The sequence below is a fragment of the Aquabacter spiritensis genome, from assembly GCF_004346185.1.
Taxonomy (GTDB): domain Bacteria; phylum Pseudomonadota; class Alphaproteobacteria; order Rhizobiales; family Xanthobacteraceae; genus Aquabacter; species Aquabacter spiritensis.
Map to the genome: position 1 here is coordinate 73503 of NZ_SMAI01000016.1, position 17148 is coordinate 90650.

Below are 17148 nucleotides of genomic sequence, written 5' to 3' on the forward strand. Positions count from 1 at the left end.
GGGTTCGATTCGGAGCGGCGTTTACTTTTCAGTAACCCTTATCTCCTTGCCAGCGGGGGGGAATCGCACATACTGGCGCTAAATCGGCACTTTAGGCGCTGCTGGCGCCATTATCTGAATCGAGGCGGGAAGGATGGGTTCACTTCCATCATTCGAATTTGATGAGAAGATCCTAGCTCAGGGAGCGGAGATCTCTCGCAAGCTCGATCAGCTCCGGCTGGAGAAATTCCCGCCGGACGCGAAGAAGACGCTTCGCCGTTTTCCTATGGCCGAGGTCGCCCATTATCTCGGCGTCTCCCCAAACAACCTTAAGCGGCTTCACCTGGAGGGCAAGGGCCCGGAGCCTCTTATCGCGGGTGGCGGACGACGCTTCTACACCGCTGAGCAGATGATCGAGCTCCGGCACTATCTCGATAAGAACGGCCGTTCGGACGCGAAGAAGTATGTCCCCTACCGTAAGCCGGGCGAGAAGCTTCAAGTCATCGCGGTTGTGAATTTCAAGGGCGGCTCGGGAAAGACGACGACGGCCGCCCATCTCGCTCAGCACCTAGCGCTGACAGGCCACCGTGTGCTGGCGATCGATCTCGACCCCCAGGCGTCCCTGTCTGCGTTGCACGGATTCCAGCCCGAGATCGACCGGAATCCCTCGCTCTATGACGCTATCCGGTACGATGAGAAGCGTAAGCCGATCGCCGACGTCATTGCGCCGACGAACTTTCCGCTTCTCGAAATCATTCCGGCGAACTTGGAGCTGCAGGAGTACGAGTATGATACGCCGCTGTTCATGCAGCGTTCGAGTGAGGGCAAACTGTTCTTCACGCGGCTCAGCCGGGCGCTCGAAGATGTCGACGACCGCTTCGATGTCGTCGTGATCGACTGCCCTCCCCAGCTCGGCTTCCTGACCCTGACCGCGCTAACTGCGTCGTCGTCGGTGCTCATCACCGTTCATCCGCAGATGCTCGACCTGATGTCGATGAGCCAGTTCCTTCTCATGCTCGGAAATTTCGTGCAGGCCATTCGGAAGAATGGGGCGCCGGTGAAGATTGACTGGCTCCGTTACTTGATCACCCGTTACGAGGCGACGGATGTGCCGCAGGTCCAGATGCTCGGCTTCATGCAGTCGATGCTCACCGAGGAAATCTTGAAACACCCGATGGTGAAGTCCACGGCCATCTCCGACGCCGGCTTGACTAAGCAGACGCTCTACGAGGTCGAGCGCGCTAACTTCAACCGCGATACCTACGACCGCGCCATCGAGGCCTTGGACGCCGTCAATTTCGAGGTTCAGGCTCTGATTCACAAAGCGTGGGGGCGGCTGTGATGTTGACTGCAGTCAAAACCCATAAAAACCAGCACACTTTCAATCATCTAGCATGTTTGAGAGGCGCGTGAGATGGCTCGTAAAAATCCACTCGCAAACCTATCGGCCAGTGGGCCAGCGCTGGACCGCTCTGTGCTGGACTATGCGGCCAAGGGCGCATCTCGATCGCTTCTCAGCTCGCTAGATGAGATGGCGGCCAAGGCCGATAAGCTTGCGGAAGGCGAGACGGTCATCGAACTCGAGCCGGACCTGATTGATCCCTCGTTCGTGCGCGATCGGCGGACAGATGATCCGGAAGAGTTCAATGTCGTCCTTTCCGCAATTCGCGATCGGGGCCAAGACACGCCGATCCTGGTTCGGCCGCATCCAAAAGCGGCCGGGCGCTACATGGTTGTCTTCGGGCATCGACGCCTCAAGGTCGCCCAGGCCCTGGGCCGGACGGTGCGCGCGATCGTCAAGGAGATGGAGGACCGCGACCACGTTGTTGCGCTCGGCCAGGAGAACTCAGCTCGGGCGAATGTGCCGTTCATTGACCGCGCGCTGTTTGCCGGAGAGCTCGCTCGACTGCGCTACGACGACGACAACGCGACGATCATGAGCGCGCTGTCTGTCGACCGTGGCACGCTCTCGAAGCTTCTGGCTGTGGCGAACCTGCCGGCAGGCGTGCTGGGTGCCCTCGAGCAGGCAAAGGGAATCGGTCGGGACCGCTGGTACGAACTCAAGCTCCTCCTGGACAACCCGGCAAACAATGCACGCGCGGATGAGCTTCTTCGCGATCCAGCCGTTACCGAGGCCGCAGGTGATCAGCGCTTCGAGCTTTTTGTTCGACGTCTGAAGACCGTGCCGGCGCGCAAGCGCGCTAAGGCCGAGCCGGAGAAAAAGACCTGGGCATCTTCGGACAGCTCATTGAGCGCCGATATGGCGATCGAGAGCAAGAAGTTCACGTTGGCGCTCAAAGCCAAGAGCTCTGACGCCCGCGCGTTTGGTGAGTACCTGTCGGAGAATCTCGATCGTCTCTACGAGGCCTTTCGGCAGGACGTCGGTTCACAGGAAAATGGAGGCTAACCCGCAAAAGAAAAAGGCCCCCGAAACGGAGTTCCGGAAGCCCTTCTCTTTTCAGTTTGGCGACTGAGAGAATCCCACTTCCGCGAATCAGTGTCAAGGCCAACCGGCATGCTGACGTATGCCGTTTTGGAGGCCGGACTTCTTTTGCCTAGCGATAGGTGAAGGAAAATGCAGACGCATGTCGCAACGACGCCCTTTGGGCGGCGCCCGATGACGCTTGACCAAATTTCGACGCAGATGGCGTCGCGTGCCGCCCCACCGGAAGCCATCGTTCACAAATGGAAGGTGTTCCAGCACATCCGGGAAGCCCGTGAGGCGATTGGCGCATCCGATCGCTCTCTCGCCATCCTGAGCGCCCTCCTCTCGTTCCACCAGGAGACGACGCTGTGCGCGGACTCTGATCTCGTGGTGTTTCCGTCCAACAACCAGCTCAGCGATCGCGCGAACGGGATGGCGCCCGCGACGCTCCGCCGACACATTGCGGTCCTCGTGCATTGTGGCTTGGTCATTCGCAGAGACAGCCCCAACGGAAAGCGCTTTGCCCGAAAGGGGCCAACGGGCGAGATAGAACAGGCCTACGGATTCGACCTGGCGCCGATCGTGGCGCGTGCGGAGGAGTTCAGGACGCTCGCCGAGGCGGTGCAGGCTGAGAAGAAGGCGCTGCGGATTGTGCGCGAGCGGCTGACGATCGCGCGCCGGGATGTGGTGAAGTTGATCGCCGCCGGCATCGAGGAGGGCGTTCCAGGAGACTGGCGAGCCCATCGGGCGCGCTACGAGGACCTGATGGGGCGGCTGCCGAGATCAGCGTCGAAGGCGACCATCGCCGTGATCTTGGCGGAGCTCTCCGATCTCCGAGGCGCTGTGCATAAGGCGCTGGAAGACTTCCTCAATTCCCAGAATTCAAGCGTCAATGAGTCTCAAGCTGAGCGTCACAAACAGAATTCAAACCCAGACTCCCAACATGAATCTGAACAGGGCCTTCGGAAGAGTGAGAAGGCGGAAGCCGCAGCTCCCGATAACCTCCGTGCGCTCACGGAACGGGATCTGCCGCTTGGGATTGTGCTTGAGGCCTGCCCGGAGATCGTGATCCTGGCTCCGGGCAGCGAAATCAGGACCTGGCGCGACCTTCTAGCCACGGCACAACTGGCGCGGGCTTTCCTCGGGATTAGCCCGAGTGCCTATCAGGATGCATGCGCAGCAATGGGCGAAACCAATGCGGCCACGGTCATCGCCGCGATCCTGCAGCGGGCCGAATACATCTCGAGCCATGGGGGCTATCTGCGCAGCCTGACGAAGCGCGCCCAGGATGGGAAGTTCTCGACCTGGCCGATGGTGATGGCGCTCTTGCGGGCGAAGCTGGATGCGCAAGCCGACGGGGCAGGGGGCGGCGGCGGAGCTCGGGGATCGGCGGGGTCTGCTCGCCGGATCCCCGGCGAGACGCCGTGATGCTATCCTCGGCGCGGATGGATGGCTGCGGAACCGTGAACCCGGTCCTACAGCCCGGCGGCTTTGGTGAGGTTCACCCGAAACCGGTCGCGCCGGCGCTGATAGCGGCGGGTCATTTCGGCCGAGGCGTGGCCGAGCTGCTTCTGGACATGGCGTTCATCGACTTCGGCCGAAGAAGCCAGCCCGGCGCGCAGGGAATGGCCGGCGAATTTCTCTTCCCGTTCGCCTTCGGTGAGATCGCCACGGACGCCGGCGGCGAGGGCCGTGCGCTTGACCAGCCGCGCGACCTCGCGGTCGTTGAGCCGATCGGGACCGACATCCCTGCCCCGGCCGGTCACGCGGCGGAACAGCGGACCGTGGCCGATCTTGGCCAGTCTGAGCCAGGTCTCCAGCGCGACGACCGGGCAGGTGGCGTCGGACGAGCCACGGCCCACCTCGATCTCGCGCCAGCCGTTCTTGCCCCGCAGCGTCACCAGAAGACCCTTGTCGAGGATCTCGATCCAGCCGGTCCCGTCCTCGGTGTGATCCCGGCCGACGTCCAGCCCGACGACCTCGGAGCGTCGCAGGCCGCCGGCGAAGCCGAGCAGCAGCATGGCCCGGTCGCGCAGGCCGCGGAGCGATCCACGGTCGAGCGTTTCGAGCATGGCAATGACGTCCTCGGGCAGCACGGCTTCTTTCTGCCGGGGCGGAGCGCCATGGGTGTTGCGGATGCCAGCGAGCACGGTGGCGATGTGGCGATCGCTGCGGTCGAGCGGCGTGCCGCGCTGGGTGTAGTTCCAGCCGATCGCCGACAGCCGCCGCTCGATGGTCGAGACGGTGTTCGGCTTGCCGCAGGGAACCGCGGCGCCCGAGGCACACGCGGTGATGTAGAGCCCGACGACTTGCGGGGAGGGGGGAAGGAGCTCCAGTCCCTGCCGGCGGCACCAGCTGGAAAAGTGCTTCCAGTCGGAGGCGTAGGCGCGGCGGGTGTTCGCCGAGCTCGCCGCATCGATGTAATCGCGCGCCCGTTCGGTCAGGCGCGTGAGATGCGCCGGCAGGGCAGGGGAGGGGGCCTGGGCGATCGGTTGCGTTGAACCTGCGCCGGCGGCCGAGTCGTCATCCTCGTGGGGCTGGTCATCGATGGGAGCGCTGCTGGCCATCATCACGCCACCTCGATGTCGGTCTGCGAGAAATGCGCGCCCTTGAACAGCAGGGGCACCCGATAGGCCCGCGCGCTGGCGTAGGACAGGCAATCGGCGAGGCTGAGCTGGGCCGGATGGTTCCCATCCATGCCGAAGGCCGCGACGGCCGCGACGGCGCGCTTCGTGATGCTGCCATTGATTGGAATGAGGGAGATCCGCGCCTCTTCCAGGACCTGGCTGAGGCGCGTCTCCGCCGCCACAGGGTCGACGGCGAGCCGGCGCGACAAGCGGATCGCGGCTTCGAGGACCGCCGGGCCCGAGGTGTAGCGGTGCGGTGCCGCGGCGAGCTTGGTGGCGAAGCCGGCGGCGTCCGGCTCATCGGCGAGGATCGCCACGAGGACTGAGCTGTCCACGAACATCAGCGGCTCCACATCCCGTCTATCTCGTCCTTGCTCATCTCCCGGCCGGTGGGCTGTCCCTCTGCTGCGAGGGCGGTGGCGATGCGTTTGAGCCGGCTGGCCAGCGGCTCCTTGTCCTTCTCCCGCGTCAGCTCGCTCTCCAGCGCTTGGATCACCGCTTCGGTCATCGTAACCTTGCGCTGCGCCGCGAGCTGTTCGGCCAGCGCGCGGGCGCGTTCATCACGGATCTGTAGCGTTCGCATCGGGCGCTCCTGTGTATGGACGCGTTTATCATGACGTATGGATGAGATCATCCATACAGAGCATGTTGGCGCGCTCGCCAGCCTTTGCCCTGCGCCACCCGTTCCCGAAAAACCGACACCTGCGGAACGCGAATCTCGCTGCCTCCGGCCCGGCCGGTGGCCGCCGGCGGGCGCCAACATGCCCAAAACCGCCATTCCTTATATAAAGGTACAAAACATCCGATAATGCAACATTATCGGACGTTCTTATTCTCAGACAAGGCGTGCGGATAAGGCGGATAACGATAGCTAAAAGCGCACAACGCGGCTAGGCTTCGCGCATGGATCTCGCGCCGATTCCAGCGCCCGCAGCGCCATCGCCGGTACCGGTCGTGCCGGGCTGGGCGGTGCCGCACGGCCCGATGACGGACCTGCCTGAGGCAGCCTTCCTGGCCGGCGCAGCTTTGAATTCCTTGGACAATCTGGTGCGGGCGAACCCGCCTTGGGCCGGCGCGTGGCGTGCCCGGCTGGCGCTGACCTGCGCCGCCGTGGCGGCGCGTCAGGCGGGTCGAGCGGAGGATGAAAGCATGCTCCGGGACGCCTGGCATCTGCGTCCGCCGGATGCCGATCCCGGGCCCGCCGGGCGCTTGCTGGCGGCGTGGCGGCGTCTGGCCGAGCGCTCACCTGGGGTGGACAGTGCGGCGCTCCAATCGGTGTGCGCGCTGCTCGGCCTTGCCTGGAATGATCGGCTGGCCTTTCTTCCGGATGAGATCGATCGCCTGCTGGCCACCAGCCGGCCGGCGCCGCTCGCCGCGACGGCGGTCGTCCGGGCTGTGGCCGCAGTGCAGCCTGGCGCGGAACTGCTCGGCTGGTGGCTGGCCGACCAGGTCCTGGCGCTCCGGCTGCGCTGGCCGCTGCCGGTGCCGCTGCTGATGGCCGAGGCTGGCGGGCCCCGCCGGGCGGGGAGGGGAGGGGGCCTCTCGCCACAGGGAGACGGCCTCGACGTCACCGTCTGTGTCGCCGTCGCGCAGGGCGCCACCCGGGCCTGCCGGCTGGCCGCCTCGATCGCCCCGCGCGCCGCCGGCCTCGACGCGGTGGTGCCGAAGCTACGCGCCAAGGGCGCCGGCGACGCGGTGCGCCGGCTGCTCGACGACGACGTCGTGCCCGGGACCTTGCAGACCGACGCGCTCTCCCGCTTCGCGGCGCGCCGGCTGTTCGAGCGCCTGGTCACGCTTGGCGCCGTGCGCGAACTGTCCGGCCGATCCAGCTTCAAGCTCTACGGGCTCTGACATGGCCCGCCGCCCGCGCCCGCCCGAACCCTTCGACACCGAGCTGGCGCACCTGCCGCCGGAGCTGCGCTGGCGCGAATGGATGGGCCGGGTCGAGGCGGTGATCTTTGCCGCGCCCGCGCCGGTGACCCGCGAGGTGCTCGCCCGCGTCGTTGGCCGCGACTGCAGCATCGACCTCCTCATCGACGACATCCGCGCCGAACTGCGCGGCCGGCCCTACGAGTTGGTGGCGGTCGCCGGCGGCTGGCAGCATCGCACCAAGAAGGGGTTTGCGGAGGCGATCCAGGTGGCCACCGGCCTTGGCACCAACGATCCGAAGCCGCTGTCGAAGTCCGAGCAGTTGGTGCTCCTGGCCATCGCCTACTTCCAGCCGATCACCCGCGGCGAGCTTGGCCAGTTCTTCGGCAAGGAGATCAGCCGCGACACCATCGGCCATCTGCGCGGCCTGGACTTCATCGCTGCCGGTCCGCGCAGTCCGGTGCCCGGCGCGCCGTACACCTACGTGACGACGAAGGGCTTCCTCAGCTTCTTCGGCTTCGACACGCTGCGCGACCTGCCGGACATGGAAGCGTTGGAGGATGCGGGCTTGCTCAGCAAAGAGCGGCTGCTGGCGGGGGATTTTCCGGCGCTAGGTGGCGATGGGATCGGGGATGAAGGCGAGCCTCTCGATCCGGAAGAGGTATTCGGGGAGTGATGATGAGCCTAGCTACCGGCGCTACGGCTGGCTGGAGGATTGTCTAGATCGCTCCGAAAATCATCGCCCGGCGGAGGACAATTTTGACCTTTCCGTGTACGATTCGGCGGACGGATCCCTAGGCCTCACCCGCGGCAAGCCCTTTTCGATCATGGCACGAAGCGACCTTCTTGTTTCCCTCGTACGCGCCGGCGCGACCGGCGATCGGGAAATGCTGAGATCAACGGCAGAGGCGCTGGTGGCCGAAGAACGGGCTCAAAATCATCATATCGTTGCAGACCGACTCGAAAGGGCGATGTCCGCCGTTCCGGTCACGCCCCCGGCGCTCACGGCCTCCGCAAATCTTGCAGGGCCCGGCAAGGACGCGATTCTAGAGATCGAGCCGCGGGCTCAGATGAACCAGCTCTTGCTGCCTCTGCCGGTGCAGGAAAACGGCAGACAGCTCATCGAAGAGCATGTCCGCGCCGACGTGTTGAGAGCACATGGCTATGAGCCTCGTCACCGCGTGCTGCTCTCTGGTCCACCGGGAAACGGCAAAACCTCGTTTGCTGAATCTGTTGCGGAAGCACTTGGACTGCCATTCTTCGTTGTCCGCTACGACGCTCTCATTGGTAGCTATCTGGGCGAGACGAACGCTCGCCTGAGAAGGCTGTTCGATTATGTCCGCACACGCCCAAGCGTTCTGTTTTTTGATGAGTTCGATGCCATCGGGAAGGAACGTGGGGACACGCATGAGACCGGCGAGATCAAGCGCGTCGTCTCATTCTTGCTGATGCAGCTCGACCAATTGCCGAGCTATGTGGTCGTTATTGCGGCTACCAACCATGCTGAGCTTTTGGATCGCGCAGTGTGGCGGCGGTTCCAACTCCGTCTTGGCTTTCCTGCACCGGACAAGAAGCAAATCGAAGCGTTCCTTGACCGAATACTAACTCGTTGGCCGGAGCAGCCGCGCCTCCCTTCGCAAAAGGTGGCAGCCAAGCTCGGGTGTGTAAGTTACGCAGAAGCGCTGGATTTCTGCCAAAATGTCCGCAGAAGACAAATATTGGACTTGGGGGAGCTTTCCATTGATGACGCCCTGCGCGTTGAACTTGACCTCTGGTCCTCTCGTGTGAAGCCAGAGGAGCCAGATGCCGAGCGACCCGACGAAACCACTCCTTCGACTCCGTCCAGGCGCGCCGCAGCCAAGAGTCCTCGGAAGGCAGGCACGGCCACCGAGATCTGAGGCCTACTCGAGCGACGTTCAGGAGAGTCGCTTCGGGCCGACATTCAGCCGATTGGCGGAGGTCCTCGCTCGCGATCCGGCTGGCCTCGAGCTAAGGGCAGATCCCGCAGGACTTGCGCCTGAGCGGCTGCTCGTGTTTGAAGTCCGCGGAAGCATCGCGCCCTTCGTGAAGGCCATCAATAAAGTCCGCGGTCTCGAACTTGTCGATGAGGAAGAGCTTCCGGAAGACGAGGATAAGTCACCTGTGGCTTATCTCCTGGTTCCTGACGTCAGAGCTCTACGACATATTGAAAGTCTATGGAGGAATTGGCGCGCTGGACGCGAGATGCCCGATGGATTCACGCCGTGGCGAGATGTTTTTGCTTGCCTTCGAGCCTTGCGTCCATGGGGACCTGAGGATCGGGTACAGCCAGCCGACGGAGATACTCTGAGCGAAGAGATCTTCGGTAAATCCGATGACGATGTCATTCCGCTTGAAATCGAATTGATCTTTCGACCTCAAACGGCTTCCGGGGTGACAAGTGAAGCAATTCTGAGCCAAGCCATCGAGGCCGAAGGCGGCAGGGTTATCAGCCGAGCCCGATTGGACGATATCGCATACCATGCCGTGCTGGCACGCCTGCCCGTCCGTGCAGTTCGTGAAATCACAGCGAGATCTCAGGCAAGCATAGCCGGTCTCGAACCCGTTATGTACATACGCCCGCAAAGTCGGGTGTCCTTGCTCGATCTGGTCGACAACCAACCGCTCGAAACGCCGTCGCAAGGCAGGGACGTCGGGGCCGATCCCATCGTTGCGGTTCTCGATGGCGTCCCGATGGCCGGGCATCCCTTGCTTCAGCGGCACCTGATCATCGAGGACCTGTTCGGGCTCGAGGCGAATGCCCTGGTTTCACAACGCCTGCATGGAACGGCGATGACCTCGCTGATCGTACACGGTGATCGCAATCGGCCAGAGCCCGCCCTGCCTCGGCGGGTTCATTGCATCCCGGTTCTTGGGTCAGGAGACGGCTTCCCTCCCGATCGGCTAATCGTCGACCTCATCTATCAGGCCGTGTTTCAGATGCGTGGAAACGCCGAGCCCTCGGCGCCCCACGTCATCATCGTCAACATCTCACTCGGTAACAGACGTCGGCAATTCCATGGTCAGCTCTCACCGTGGGCGCGCCTTCTCGATCGGCTGGCTTACCGGTTCGGCATCCTCTTCATAGTTAGTGCGGGGAACGTTCTCGACGAGTTTTCCATGCATGCTTTTTCGACGAGCGTGCAGTTCGAAGAGGCCAATCCCACGCAGCGAGCTCGCGGGACGATCAATGCGCTTGCGGGAGTGTTTGGCGATCGCCGTTTGCTTTCGCCTGCGGAGACAGTAAACGGTCTCACAATTGGCGCCAGGAACTGGGATTGGGTTTCCACGCGGGATCGGCACTTCGCACACTCAAATGTTGATCCATTCCCGGCACTGGACACTGCCAATCCGTCGAGCGCACTGGGTCCAGGCTTTGCCGATTCCGTAAAGCCGGATTTCCTCATGCCAGGTGGCCGCGAGCATCTCCGTGTTGTCGGCAGCGGCGACTCCATCACTGTCACACCAGGCCGCCCGGGACGAGGGATGGGGCTTAGAGTCGCCGCGCCGCCGGCCGGCCAAGGTCTCGAGAATGCCGAAGCGTTTACGAATGGAACGAGCGCGGCCACCGCAATAGCGTCTCGCACAGCTCATCGTATCCATGACGCATTGGAGGGCGAATACGGAGAAGACTTTCTCCGGTTGCCCAATGTATCAAGGGCAGTGCTCATCAAGGCACTCCTGGTGCATCCCGCGCGCTGGCCGGAGGACACGGCAGCGCTGGTGCGTGAGCTTCTCGGGCCAACCGGGAGGGGACAGGCGTCGCGCCAGAAGGACAATATTCGCCGGTTCCTCGGCTATGGTGTGGTCGATCCAGAAGATGCCGTCGCATGTACTGGTGACAGAGCAACGTTCTGGGCGGTAGGTTCGCTGCGTGGAGAGCGCGGTGTCGACGTATCGATACCCATTCCGGCGGCGTACGGTGGGAAGGCTCGGCCGCATTCTATTGCCGCTACCCTTGCGTGGTTCACGCCTGTGCTCCCAGGTCGCAAAGCGTATCGCGCAGTCCGGCTCAAGATCCTCGATCCTGCCGAGGTCGGTGAATTGGGTGTCCTGGCGCACGGGAACCAGCCCGATGGCAACCAGACTAATCGCGGAACCGTCTACACTCGGTGTTGGAGCGGCGATCAGGCTGCGATCGTGGCATCCGGCATGTCTCTGCCATTACGTGTTCAGCGCGAGCCGGATGCCACCGCAATAGATGATGCGGTTCCGTTCGGCCTCGCTATCACGCTGTCGATGCCGGGCGTTGAAGAGATTTACGACGAAGTACGTGATCGGGTTCGAGACGCTTTGCGTCAGGTGGTTAGGTGAACACGGGCAAAAAAGAGGCCTTGGAGCGGGAGAAGGGCGTTGCGAGCGACCTAATTTTGCGCAGGGTAAGTCAGCTCGGCGCTGAACGACAATAACTCCTCGGTGGCTACGACAAAGCCGAGAACAGGGGTCGACGCGCAGGTTCTTAAATCGAACTTCGGTTAGGGTGAGAAGGCCGATGAAAATCAAAGACCTTCCAGCTCCTGTCACCGCCTCCAAGGCTGACTGGCTCGCCGGGACATCTTGGCTCGGCTTCACGCCTGCTGACAGTGATCTTGCAACCAGAAATCAATGCCAAAGCACGATCCAACGGCAGTATGGCGCGGGCTATGTTATCGAGTACATCACAGAGCAATTTAGTGAACCGAACGCAGGCTACCAGAACGATCCTATCTACCTGGCGGAGAGGGAAGCCCATGGACATTTGGCGGGCCGGCTCATCGCTGTACATAAACTTAGGGCGACTGCCCGGCCGCTCGAAACAATCCTAGGTGACGAGGAATACAAGCGAATTCAGGATATGTGGGCACAGGATGGCAAGCGTTATCGGTGGTCAGTCGCCTTCCCAATCGTCGAGAGCTACGCGATCAAGGGGCGCCCAAAGGCGAAGGCCGTGCTCGGCGACATCGCATACCGGCGCCTGTACCGACACTCTTCCGCTACGCTTCGGGCCCTCAACGATGAGGAGCGCCAGCTGATTGCCGACTTGGAAATCGAACCCCTTGTAGCTGCGAGCGCTTGGATCGGTATCGAGGACGATTTTGCAGCCGCCGCGCGGAGTCAGATCGACGCGCGCACTCAAAAGTTCATCAACCAGGACCTGGGTGCCTTAGAGGGAATGCCAGAGGAGCGCCGCATTCGAGTTAGGCGGAGAGCCGCTTGGAAAGCGGACCAGTTCATCCGGGAGCGGCAAAGTGCTGGAAGGCTCAGTTGCGACGCCTGTGCTTTTGACCCAGCGATGATTTTCGACCCTAGCCGTGTCAAACCGCGAAGCCTCCTGGAAGTTCATCACAATGACCCCTTGGCGGAGGGGACCCGGCACACAACGACCGCGGACTTCACGCTTCTATGCCCGACATGCCACAAGGTGGAACACGTACGTTTACGACTTAGATCCCTGTCGACCAGAGCAACGTCGCTGGGGGCGGCCCATGATGGGGGATCCGTTCCGGCGCTTTCTCCAGATGCCGGCTGATAGAATGACCTGCCACGCTCTGCCAGGACACTCCAGTCTTCACTCATGCTCGTCTGACCGAGATCTCGCGCGACCAATTTTGTAGAAATATTTCGAGCGAGGGTCTGAATTCTGGTAAATAGGCTGGGGTCAACACGATGCAACAAGATAATGTTCCGAGAATATTTCAAGCTAATATCGATCGAATCTTCAAACGTCTCATCCACCCTAGTCTTGAGGCTTTGCAAATACATCCGGAGCTTCAATTCGGCGAGGCTGGAACAATGGACGAACTTCTCGATCGCTCAGCGGCTATAGTCGATAACTACACAGCCAACGAAGCGGCGAAGGCGTTCACCATGATGCTTGCGGCGCTGTTCGAGCGGCAACTCAGGTTCTGGGGCCGCAGCTTGGGCGTATCGATGGCAAGGCGCAAATCAGGATTAGAACCCTTTCGGGAATACCTACCGTTGTGCGCTAGGACTGGCAATATAGACCTAGATGACGGGCTTGTTGGATTCAACCTTATTGAAATGTTCCTGGTAGCCAATATTTACCGTCATGGTGACGGACCTTCGGTCAGAGACTTACGCTTGCATGCTCCCGATCGCTGGACTTATGAACCTTCTCGGTATGTGGACCTGCTGCCGCCCAACGCCGAGGAGAGCGAGCTTCTGCTGGTGAGGCCAAGCGACGTGTCACGCTACGCCGGCGCCTGCGCCCGGTTCTGGGGCTGCGCCGACAAGCTACACATGGCGGTGAAAGAGCCGCACTACGGTTGAGTGCGGTACGACATTTCACGAGCTGATCTAAGCCACTCTCAAGAAAGCGTCGGGCGCGCAGGGGAATGGGCCGGTTCGGATTTTCTCAGGCATTCATTTCCGCCGCGGGGTGGGCCTATATCGCTTCAGCTCCATTCGTCGCTTTTCGAGAATTCTGGGTCGTTGGGTGTCGGGGCCGGCACGGGTGGTTTTGGCCTGCCTTCGGTTGCTATGCGGGCACACAACGCGTCAAAGAGCTTCTTGGCTCGTAGACAGGCCGAGGTAACGGCCTCGATCCGATCAAGCGGAAAATGTTCGCTGTTGATGCGGCCAGCCTCAATTGGGATGCGGTACGATACGACGATAGGGGTCTCGCCATCGATCATGCGCCAAATGCCATGAGCCATCTTGTTTCTGGCTTCGACCGCAAGGCGTATCGCTGACCAAGCGTCCGCGGTTGTTCGCGCGTGACGATGGAGCGGCAAACCATAGCGGTGAGATAGTTTTTTCGCGAGTTCGATCTTTTCCTTTGTCTCAATCTGCGTGACGAGCTTCCCATCGTCAGCCGAGAGTCCAAGCACATCCCAAATGAAATGCTCGGCGCTCATCTCCATCTCTGAAAACACCATGAGCGCGTCCGCCATGGCAAGCTTAATTGCATCCGGCACTCCTTCGGAGATGCGGGCGCCGTCTGAGAGGTTTTGTTGAATGACTTTGCGGCCTGCGGCCGATCTGGCTTTAGGTTGCTTAGAGCGGGGACTTTTGGGCGGAAGATTACTCATGTCGCGAGATTCCAATCGTCGCATGCGTGTGGACGACAAGTCGCCACATCCTACCACGTCGTCCGAGCGTGATCTGACGGCAGTTCAGCTTACCCTGAGCCTCACCAGCGCATTGAAGCGCTCGGGCATGACGTGAACGCGGTTCGCTCACGCGGAGAACGAGAACAAATTATCTGATGCTACGGATTGCTGATGATCCAACGATGCGCATGACCGCTCGTCCAAGCCGTATGCGTAGGACGCCAAGCCCGCATTCCGAAGGTTCAATTCCCTCCACCTTCAATATGGGCGCAAGAACTTGCCGTTGCGCCGCAATGTTCCTATCCTCCCCTCGATCGCGCTAGGCGTCTCCGGCCGGGGCTGCTGTGCGGCTCGGCGGCGGATCTCGTGGAGGCGCCTCTTGGGTCGCTCCGGCTCTCACTAGCCGCCTGGTACCGGTCGTCCGGCGTTGACGCTGCGGCACCCCGATTGGTGCGTTCGCTGCCGGGTATCGGCAGAACGACCACTTGGCATCTATTCCGGACGAAGTCGGCCGATTGCTGGCGACCGGTCGGCCCGCACGCCGGCCAAGAGACGCGTTGCCGCGGCGATGCAGCTGGCGACCGAGCTCGGCATTGAGAATCAGAGGCGGCTGTCCAAATCCGAGGGCCTGATGCGACTGGCCAACGCCTACTCACAGGGAATCACCCGCGCCAAGCGTGACCGGCGCCGCTGTGGATTGAACTCGACCCCCGCGTCGCTTTCCCACGGGACGAACCACTCCGGCACGCACGTACCGGTGTTCCCGCGACCGTGATACCGACCATGGGCTCACCCCTTGCCATGCGGCAGGAAGCCCCTATCCTGCGCCGCATGCTTCGTGCCCTTCGCAACCTCGTACTGCTCGCCGCCGCGATCGTCTTTACGGCGTCCGGGGTCGGCTGGGGCTATGCGAACGCAAGCACCGTTTTGGGTAGCGGGGACACCGCCCACCACCGGGCGATGGCAGAGGCGCAAGGCGGGCATCGGCATGAGGCGCAACAAGCCTCCGATGGCCATCATCACGCCTCGGAGGCAGCCGATCCCTGCACGGACAAGGCGGCTTGCGGCGACGGTCATGCCCATGTCGGCGATGCGAGCTCGTGCTGCGCGGCGGCGTGCCATATGGCCATCCCGACCGCATTCCACGCGCCGTTGGTGACACTCCTTGTCCTCGGCAGGCAGGCCCTACCGCCCGACACCGACGGTATCCAGGCTTCGGTGATGCGGCTCGACCGGCCCCCGAAGCTCTCCAGCCCCCAGATCGGCTGATCCGTCTCGCGATTCGTCGAGGACGTATCGGACATGCTCGCCGCGGATGATCTTCGATCGTCCCGACCGAGCGGGTCCTGACGTCCATGGACCAAGGCCGTCCGCCCCCGGTTGCCCTGGCATCCGGCCTCGGTGGTCGGCAATCCTACGCTCCTCGACCGGTCCCTGACCCAGCCGACGGCAGGCCGCGGCCGCGCACTGCGCGCCCGCGCCCATAGCCCATCCGTTCCCGGCTGTAGAGCGGCGCCCCCGACGGGGCCGCACCCCGAGGTCATTCATGAAGTCATTGCTTCCGACGGCCCTCGCCGTCCTCGTCTCCGCATGTTCCGGTCCGCCGCCCATCACGAGCGGCCCGGATCCAGCCGACCCCTCGGTTGCCGTGCCCGCCGTCCGGTACGCTCCGGTGCTGGCGGGCGACGTCGACTACCGTCCTGTGCCGCCCCGCTCTTGGATCGAGCAGAACCAGGGCCTGGCGCCCGGCCAGGGAGGGCGGTGATGGCTCCGCTTCCTTCCGGGATGGTGCTCGCCATTCCACTGGCGCTGCTGCTGGGCGGCTGCGTCACCTTCACCCCCGACGGCGGCATGGCCCCCGTCGCCAGCCGGGTCTCGGGCGACATCGGCGGGCAGGTGGTGAAGATCACGTCCGAGGAAGAGGCCGCGACGGCGCGGGCACGCGTGTCCGCGCTCCTGTCCCGGCCCCTCGACGCCCGTGCGGCGCTCCAGGTCGCCCTCCTCAACAATCGAGGTCTCCAGGCGCAGTACAACGCCTTGGGCATCTCCGAGGCCGCCTACGTGGCGGCGAGCCTCCCGCCCAATCCCAGCTTCGGGGTGGAGCGGCTGAACGGCGGCGGGGAACTCGACGTGGAGCGGCGGCTGGTCGCGAACGTGCTCGCGCTCCTGACGCTTCCCGCCCGCAGCGAGATCGCCGGCGTCCAGTTCGAGGCTGCCCGCCACCGGGCGATCGAGGCGACCTTCAGGACCGCCGCCGAGGCACGTCGCGCCTATTATCGGGCCGTGGCGGCGCGCCAGGCGGAGGCCTTCCTCGAGAAGGCCCGCCTCACGGCGGATGCGGCCGCCGACCTCACCGTCAAGCTCGGCGAAACGGGGGCGGCGACGAAGCTCGACCAGGCGAGGGCCAGCGCCTTCTACGCCGAGGTATCGAACGAGCTCGCCCGGGCACGCCTCAAGTCCGCGACGGACCGGGAGGCCCTGACCCGGCAACTCGGCCTGTGGGGCAACGACGTCGGCTACAGGCTGCCGTCCCAGCTCCCGCGGCTGCCGGGGCGCATCCGGACCGAACCCCAGGTGGAGGTCGAGGCGGTGCTCAAGCGCACCGACCTCATCGCGGCTCGGCTCGAGCTCGATGCCATGGCGAAGTCCCTCGGCCTCACGCAGGCGACGCGCTTCGTCTCCCTGCTCGAGGGGGGATACCGCGGCAATTACCAGCGTGCGGACGGGGAGACCCTGCGTCCCCAGGGATTCGAGCTGGAGGTCCAGGTGCCGATCTTCGACCTCGGCGAGACCAACGTCCGCCGGGCGCAGGAGACCTACATGCAGGCGGCGAACCTCCTCATGGAGAAGGCGGTGAACGTCCGCTCCGAGGCACGGGCCGCCTACGTGACCTACCGGGCGAGCTACGACATCGCCCGCCAGTACCAGGCGAGGATCCTCCCCCTGCGCAAGACCATCAATGAGCAGGCGCTGCTGGAATACAACGGCATGCTCATCGACGTCTTCGAATTGCTCACCACGGAGCGGGAGAGCATCGACAGCAACGTCTCCGCCATCGGCGCCCAGCGCGACTTCTTCCTGGCGGAGGTGGATTTCCAGACGGCCATCATCGGCGGCGGTGCGGGAGGCGGGGAAACCGTTCTCGCCTCCGCGGCCGCCGGTGCCAGCGACTGATCGG

General features: G+C 63.2%; 15 protein-coding genes. 11 read left to right on the forward strand and 4 right to left on the reverse strand.

The features are described from left to right. Positions 1 to 133 precede the first annotated feature (133 nt). The 3 genes from repA (at position 134) to repC (ending at position 3832) form a co-directional block, all read left to right on the forward strand. Entirely contained in the window at positions 134 to 1321 is a 1188-nt protein-coding gene (gene repA, locus EDC64_RS20270) for a plasmid partitioning protein RepA (RefSeq protein ID WP_132034792.1), read from the forward strand. 72 nt (positions 1322 to 1393) lie between these two features. Beyond that, the gene (repB, locus tag EDC64_RS20275) at positions 1394 to 2386 is read left to right on the forward strand and encodes a plasmid partitioning protein RepB (RefSeq protein WP_132034794.1); all 993 of its coding nucleotides are present in this window, start codon (positions 1394 to 1396) and stop codon (positions 2384 to 2386) included. A gap of 168 nt (positions 2387 to 2554) precedes the next feature. Then, a complete protein-coding gene (gene repC, locus EDC64_RS20280; protein WP_132034796.1) occupies positions 2555 to 3832 on the forward strand; it encodes a plasmid replication protein RepC in 1278 nt (425 codons plus the stop codon). Between the two features lie 47 nt (positions 3833 to 3879). Here repC and EDC64_RS20285 read toward each other — a convergent pair whose 3' ends face one another. The 3 genes from EDC64_RS20285 to EDC64_RS20295 are packed head-to-tail and all read right to left on the reverse strand — an operon-like array spanning position 3880 to position 5614. After that, complete coding sequence (locus EDC64_RS20285; protein WP_132034798.1) at positions 3880 to 4974, reverse strand: site-specific integrase; 1095 nt, start codon at positions 4972 to 4974, stop codon at positions 3880 to 3882. After that, complete coding sequence (locus EDC64_RS20290) at positions 4974 to 5372, reverse strand: type II toxin-antitoxin system VapC family toxin (RefSeq protein ID WP_132034800.1); 399 nt, start codon at positions 5370 to 5372, stop codon at positions 4974 to 4976. Before EDC64_RS20290 ends, EDC64_RS20285 begins: the two co-directional genes overlap by 1 nt. Continuing rightward, positions 5372 to 5614 (reverse strand): type II toxin-antitoxin system VapB family antitoxin, encoded by a 243-nt coding sequence (locus EDC64_RS20295; protein ID WP_132034802.1) that lies wholly within the window; start codon positions 5612 to 5614, stop codon positions 5372 to 5374. The genes EDC64_RS20290 and EDC64_RS20295 overlap by 1 nt, the downstream gene beginning before the upstream one ends. A 320-nt stretch (positions 5615 to 5934) precedes the next feature. Between EDC64_RS20295 and EDC64_RS20300 the strand changes: the two genes are divergently transcribed. From EDC64_RS20300 to EDC64_RS20325, 6 genes are all read left to right on the forward strand, one after another. Further along, on the forward strand, positions 5935 to 6882 hold the full coding sequence (locus EDC64_RS20300) for a DUF1403 family protein (protein WP_132034805.1): 948 nt from the start codon (positions 5935 to 5937) through the stop codon (positions 6880 to 6882). Between the two features lies 1 nt (position 6883). Further along, positions 6884 to 7576, forward strand: a complete 693-nt coding sequence (scpB, locus tag EDC64_RS20305; RefSeq protein ID WP_132034807.1) for an SMC-Scp complex subunit ScpB — start codon at positions 6884 to 6886, stop codon at positions 7574 to 7576. Beyond that, positions 7533 to 8798 (forward strand): AAA family ATPase, encoded by a 1266-nt coding sequence (locus EDC64_RS20310; RefSeq protein ID WP_245504811.1) that lies wholly within the window; start codon positions 7533 to 7535, stop codon positions 8796 to 8798. Before scpB ends, EDC64_RS20310 begins: the two co-directional genes overlap by 44 nt. A 52-nt stretch (positions 8799 to 8850) precedes the next feature. Continuing rightward, entirely contained in the window at positions 8851 to 11232 is a 2382-nt protein-coding gene (locus EDC64_RS20315) for a S8 family peptidase (protein WP_245504812.1), read from the forward strand. A 178-nt stretch (positions 11233 to 11410) separates the two neighbouring features. Further along, positions 11411 to 12427: an HNH endonuclease gene (locus EDC64_RS20320; RefSeq protein WP_132034812.1), complete on the forward strand. Its 1017-nt coding sequence runs from the start codon at positions 11411 to 11413 to the stop codon at positions 12425 to 12427. 137 nt (positions 12428 to 12564) lie between these two features. Further along, positions 12565 to 13188: a hypothetical protein gene (locus EDC64_RS20325; RefSeq protein WP_132034814.1), complete on the forward strand. Its 624-nt coding sequence runs from the start codon at positions 12565 to 12567 to the stop codon at positions 13186 to 13188. A gap of 125 nt (positions 13189 to 13313) precedes the next feature. Here EDC64_RS20325 and EDC64_RS20330 read toward each other — a convergent pair whose 3' ends face one another. Then, the gene (locus tag EDC64_RS20330) at positions 13314 to 13949 is read right to left on the reverse strand and encodes a hypothetical protein (RefSeq protein ID WP_132034816.1); all 636 of its coding nucleotides are present in this window, start codon (positions 13947 to 13949) and stop codon (positions 13314 to 13316) included. An 804-nt stretch (positions 13950 to 14753) separates the two neighbouring features. Here EDC64_RS20330 and EDC64_RS20335 point away from each other — a divergent pair. Both EDC64_RS20335 and EDC64_RS20345 read left to right on the forward strand, forming a co-directional pair. After that, positions 14754 to 15239 carry a hypothetical protein gene (locus EDC64_RS20335; RefSeq protein ID WP_132034818.1) on the forward strand — a complete coding sequence of 162 codons (486 nt, stop codon included), beginning with the start codon at positions 14754 to 14756 and terminating at the stop codon, positions 15237 to 15239. A gap of 495 nt (positions 15240 to 15734) precedes the next feature. Next, a complete protein-coding gene (locus EDC64_RS20345; protein WP_132034822.1) occupies positions 15735 to 17144 on the forward strand; it encodes a TolC family protein in 1410 nt (469 codons plus the stop codon). Positions 17145 to 17148 lie beyond the last annotated feature (4 nt).

What these genes read in the sequence shown, in the direction of transcription:
- repA (WP_132034792.1), top strand. Translation starts at nt 134, where the DNA reads ATGGGTTCACTTCCATCATTCGAATTTGATGAGAAGATCCTAGCTCAG.
- repB (WP_132034794.1), top strand. Translation starts at nt 1,394, where the DNA reads ATGGCTCGTAAAAATCCACTCGCAAACCTATCGGCCAGTGGGCCAGCG.
- repC (WP_132034796.1), top strand. Translation starts at nt 2,555, where the DNA reads ATGCAGACGCATGTCGCAACGACGCCCTTTGGGCGGCGCCCGATGACG.
- EDC64_RS20285 (WP_132034798.1), bottom strand. Translation starts at nt 4,974, where the DNA reads ATGATGGCCAGCAGCGCTCCCATCGATGACCAGCCCCACGAGGATGAC.
- EDC64_RS20290 (WP_132034800.1), bottom strand. Translation starts at nt 5,372, where the DNA reads ATGTTCGTGGACAGCTCAGTCCTCGTGGCGATCCTCGCCGATGAGCCG.
- EDC64_RS20295 (WP_132034802.1), bottom strand. Translation starts at nt 5,614, where the DNA reads ATGCGAACGCTACAGATCCGTGATGAACGCGCCCGCGCGCTGGCCGAA.
- EDC64_RS20300 (WP_132034805.1), top strand. Translation starts at nt 5,935, where the DNA reads ATGGATCTCGCGCCGATTCCAGCGCCCGCAGCGCCATCGCCGGTACCG.
- scpB (WP_132034807.1), top strand. Translation starts at nt 6,884, where the DNA reads ATGGCCCGCCGCCCGCGCCCGCCCGAACCCTTCGACACCGAGCTGGCG.
- EDC64_RS20310 (WP_245504811.1), top strand. Translation starts at nt 7,533, where the DNA reads ATGAAGGCGAGCCTCTCGATCCGGAAGAGGTATTCGGGGAGTGATGAT.
- EDC64_RS20320 (WP_132034812.1), top strand. Translation starts at nt 11,411, where the DNA reads ATGAAAATCAAAGACCTTCCAGCTCCTGTCACCGCCTCCAAGGCTGAC.
- EDC64_RS20325 (WP_132034814.1), top strand. Translation starts at nt 12,565, where the DNA reads ATGCAACAAGATAATGTTCCGAGAATATTTCAAGCTAATATCGATCGA.
- EDC64_RS20330 (WP_132034816.1), bottom strand. Translation starts at nt 13,949, where the DNA reads ATGAGTAATCTTCCGCCCAAAAGTCCCCGCTCTAAGCAACCTAAAGCC.
- EDC64_RS20335 (WP_132034818.1), top strand. Translation starts at nt 14,754, where the DNA reads ATGGGCTCACCCCTTGCCATGCGGCAGGAAGCCCCTATCCTGCGCCGC.
- EDC64_RS20345 (WP_132034822.1), top strand. Translation starts at nt 15,735, where the DNA reads ATGGCTCCGCTTCCTTCCGGGATGGTGCTCGCCATTCCACTGGCGCTG.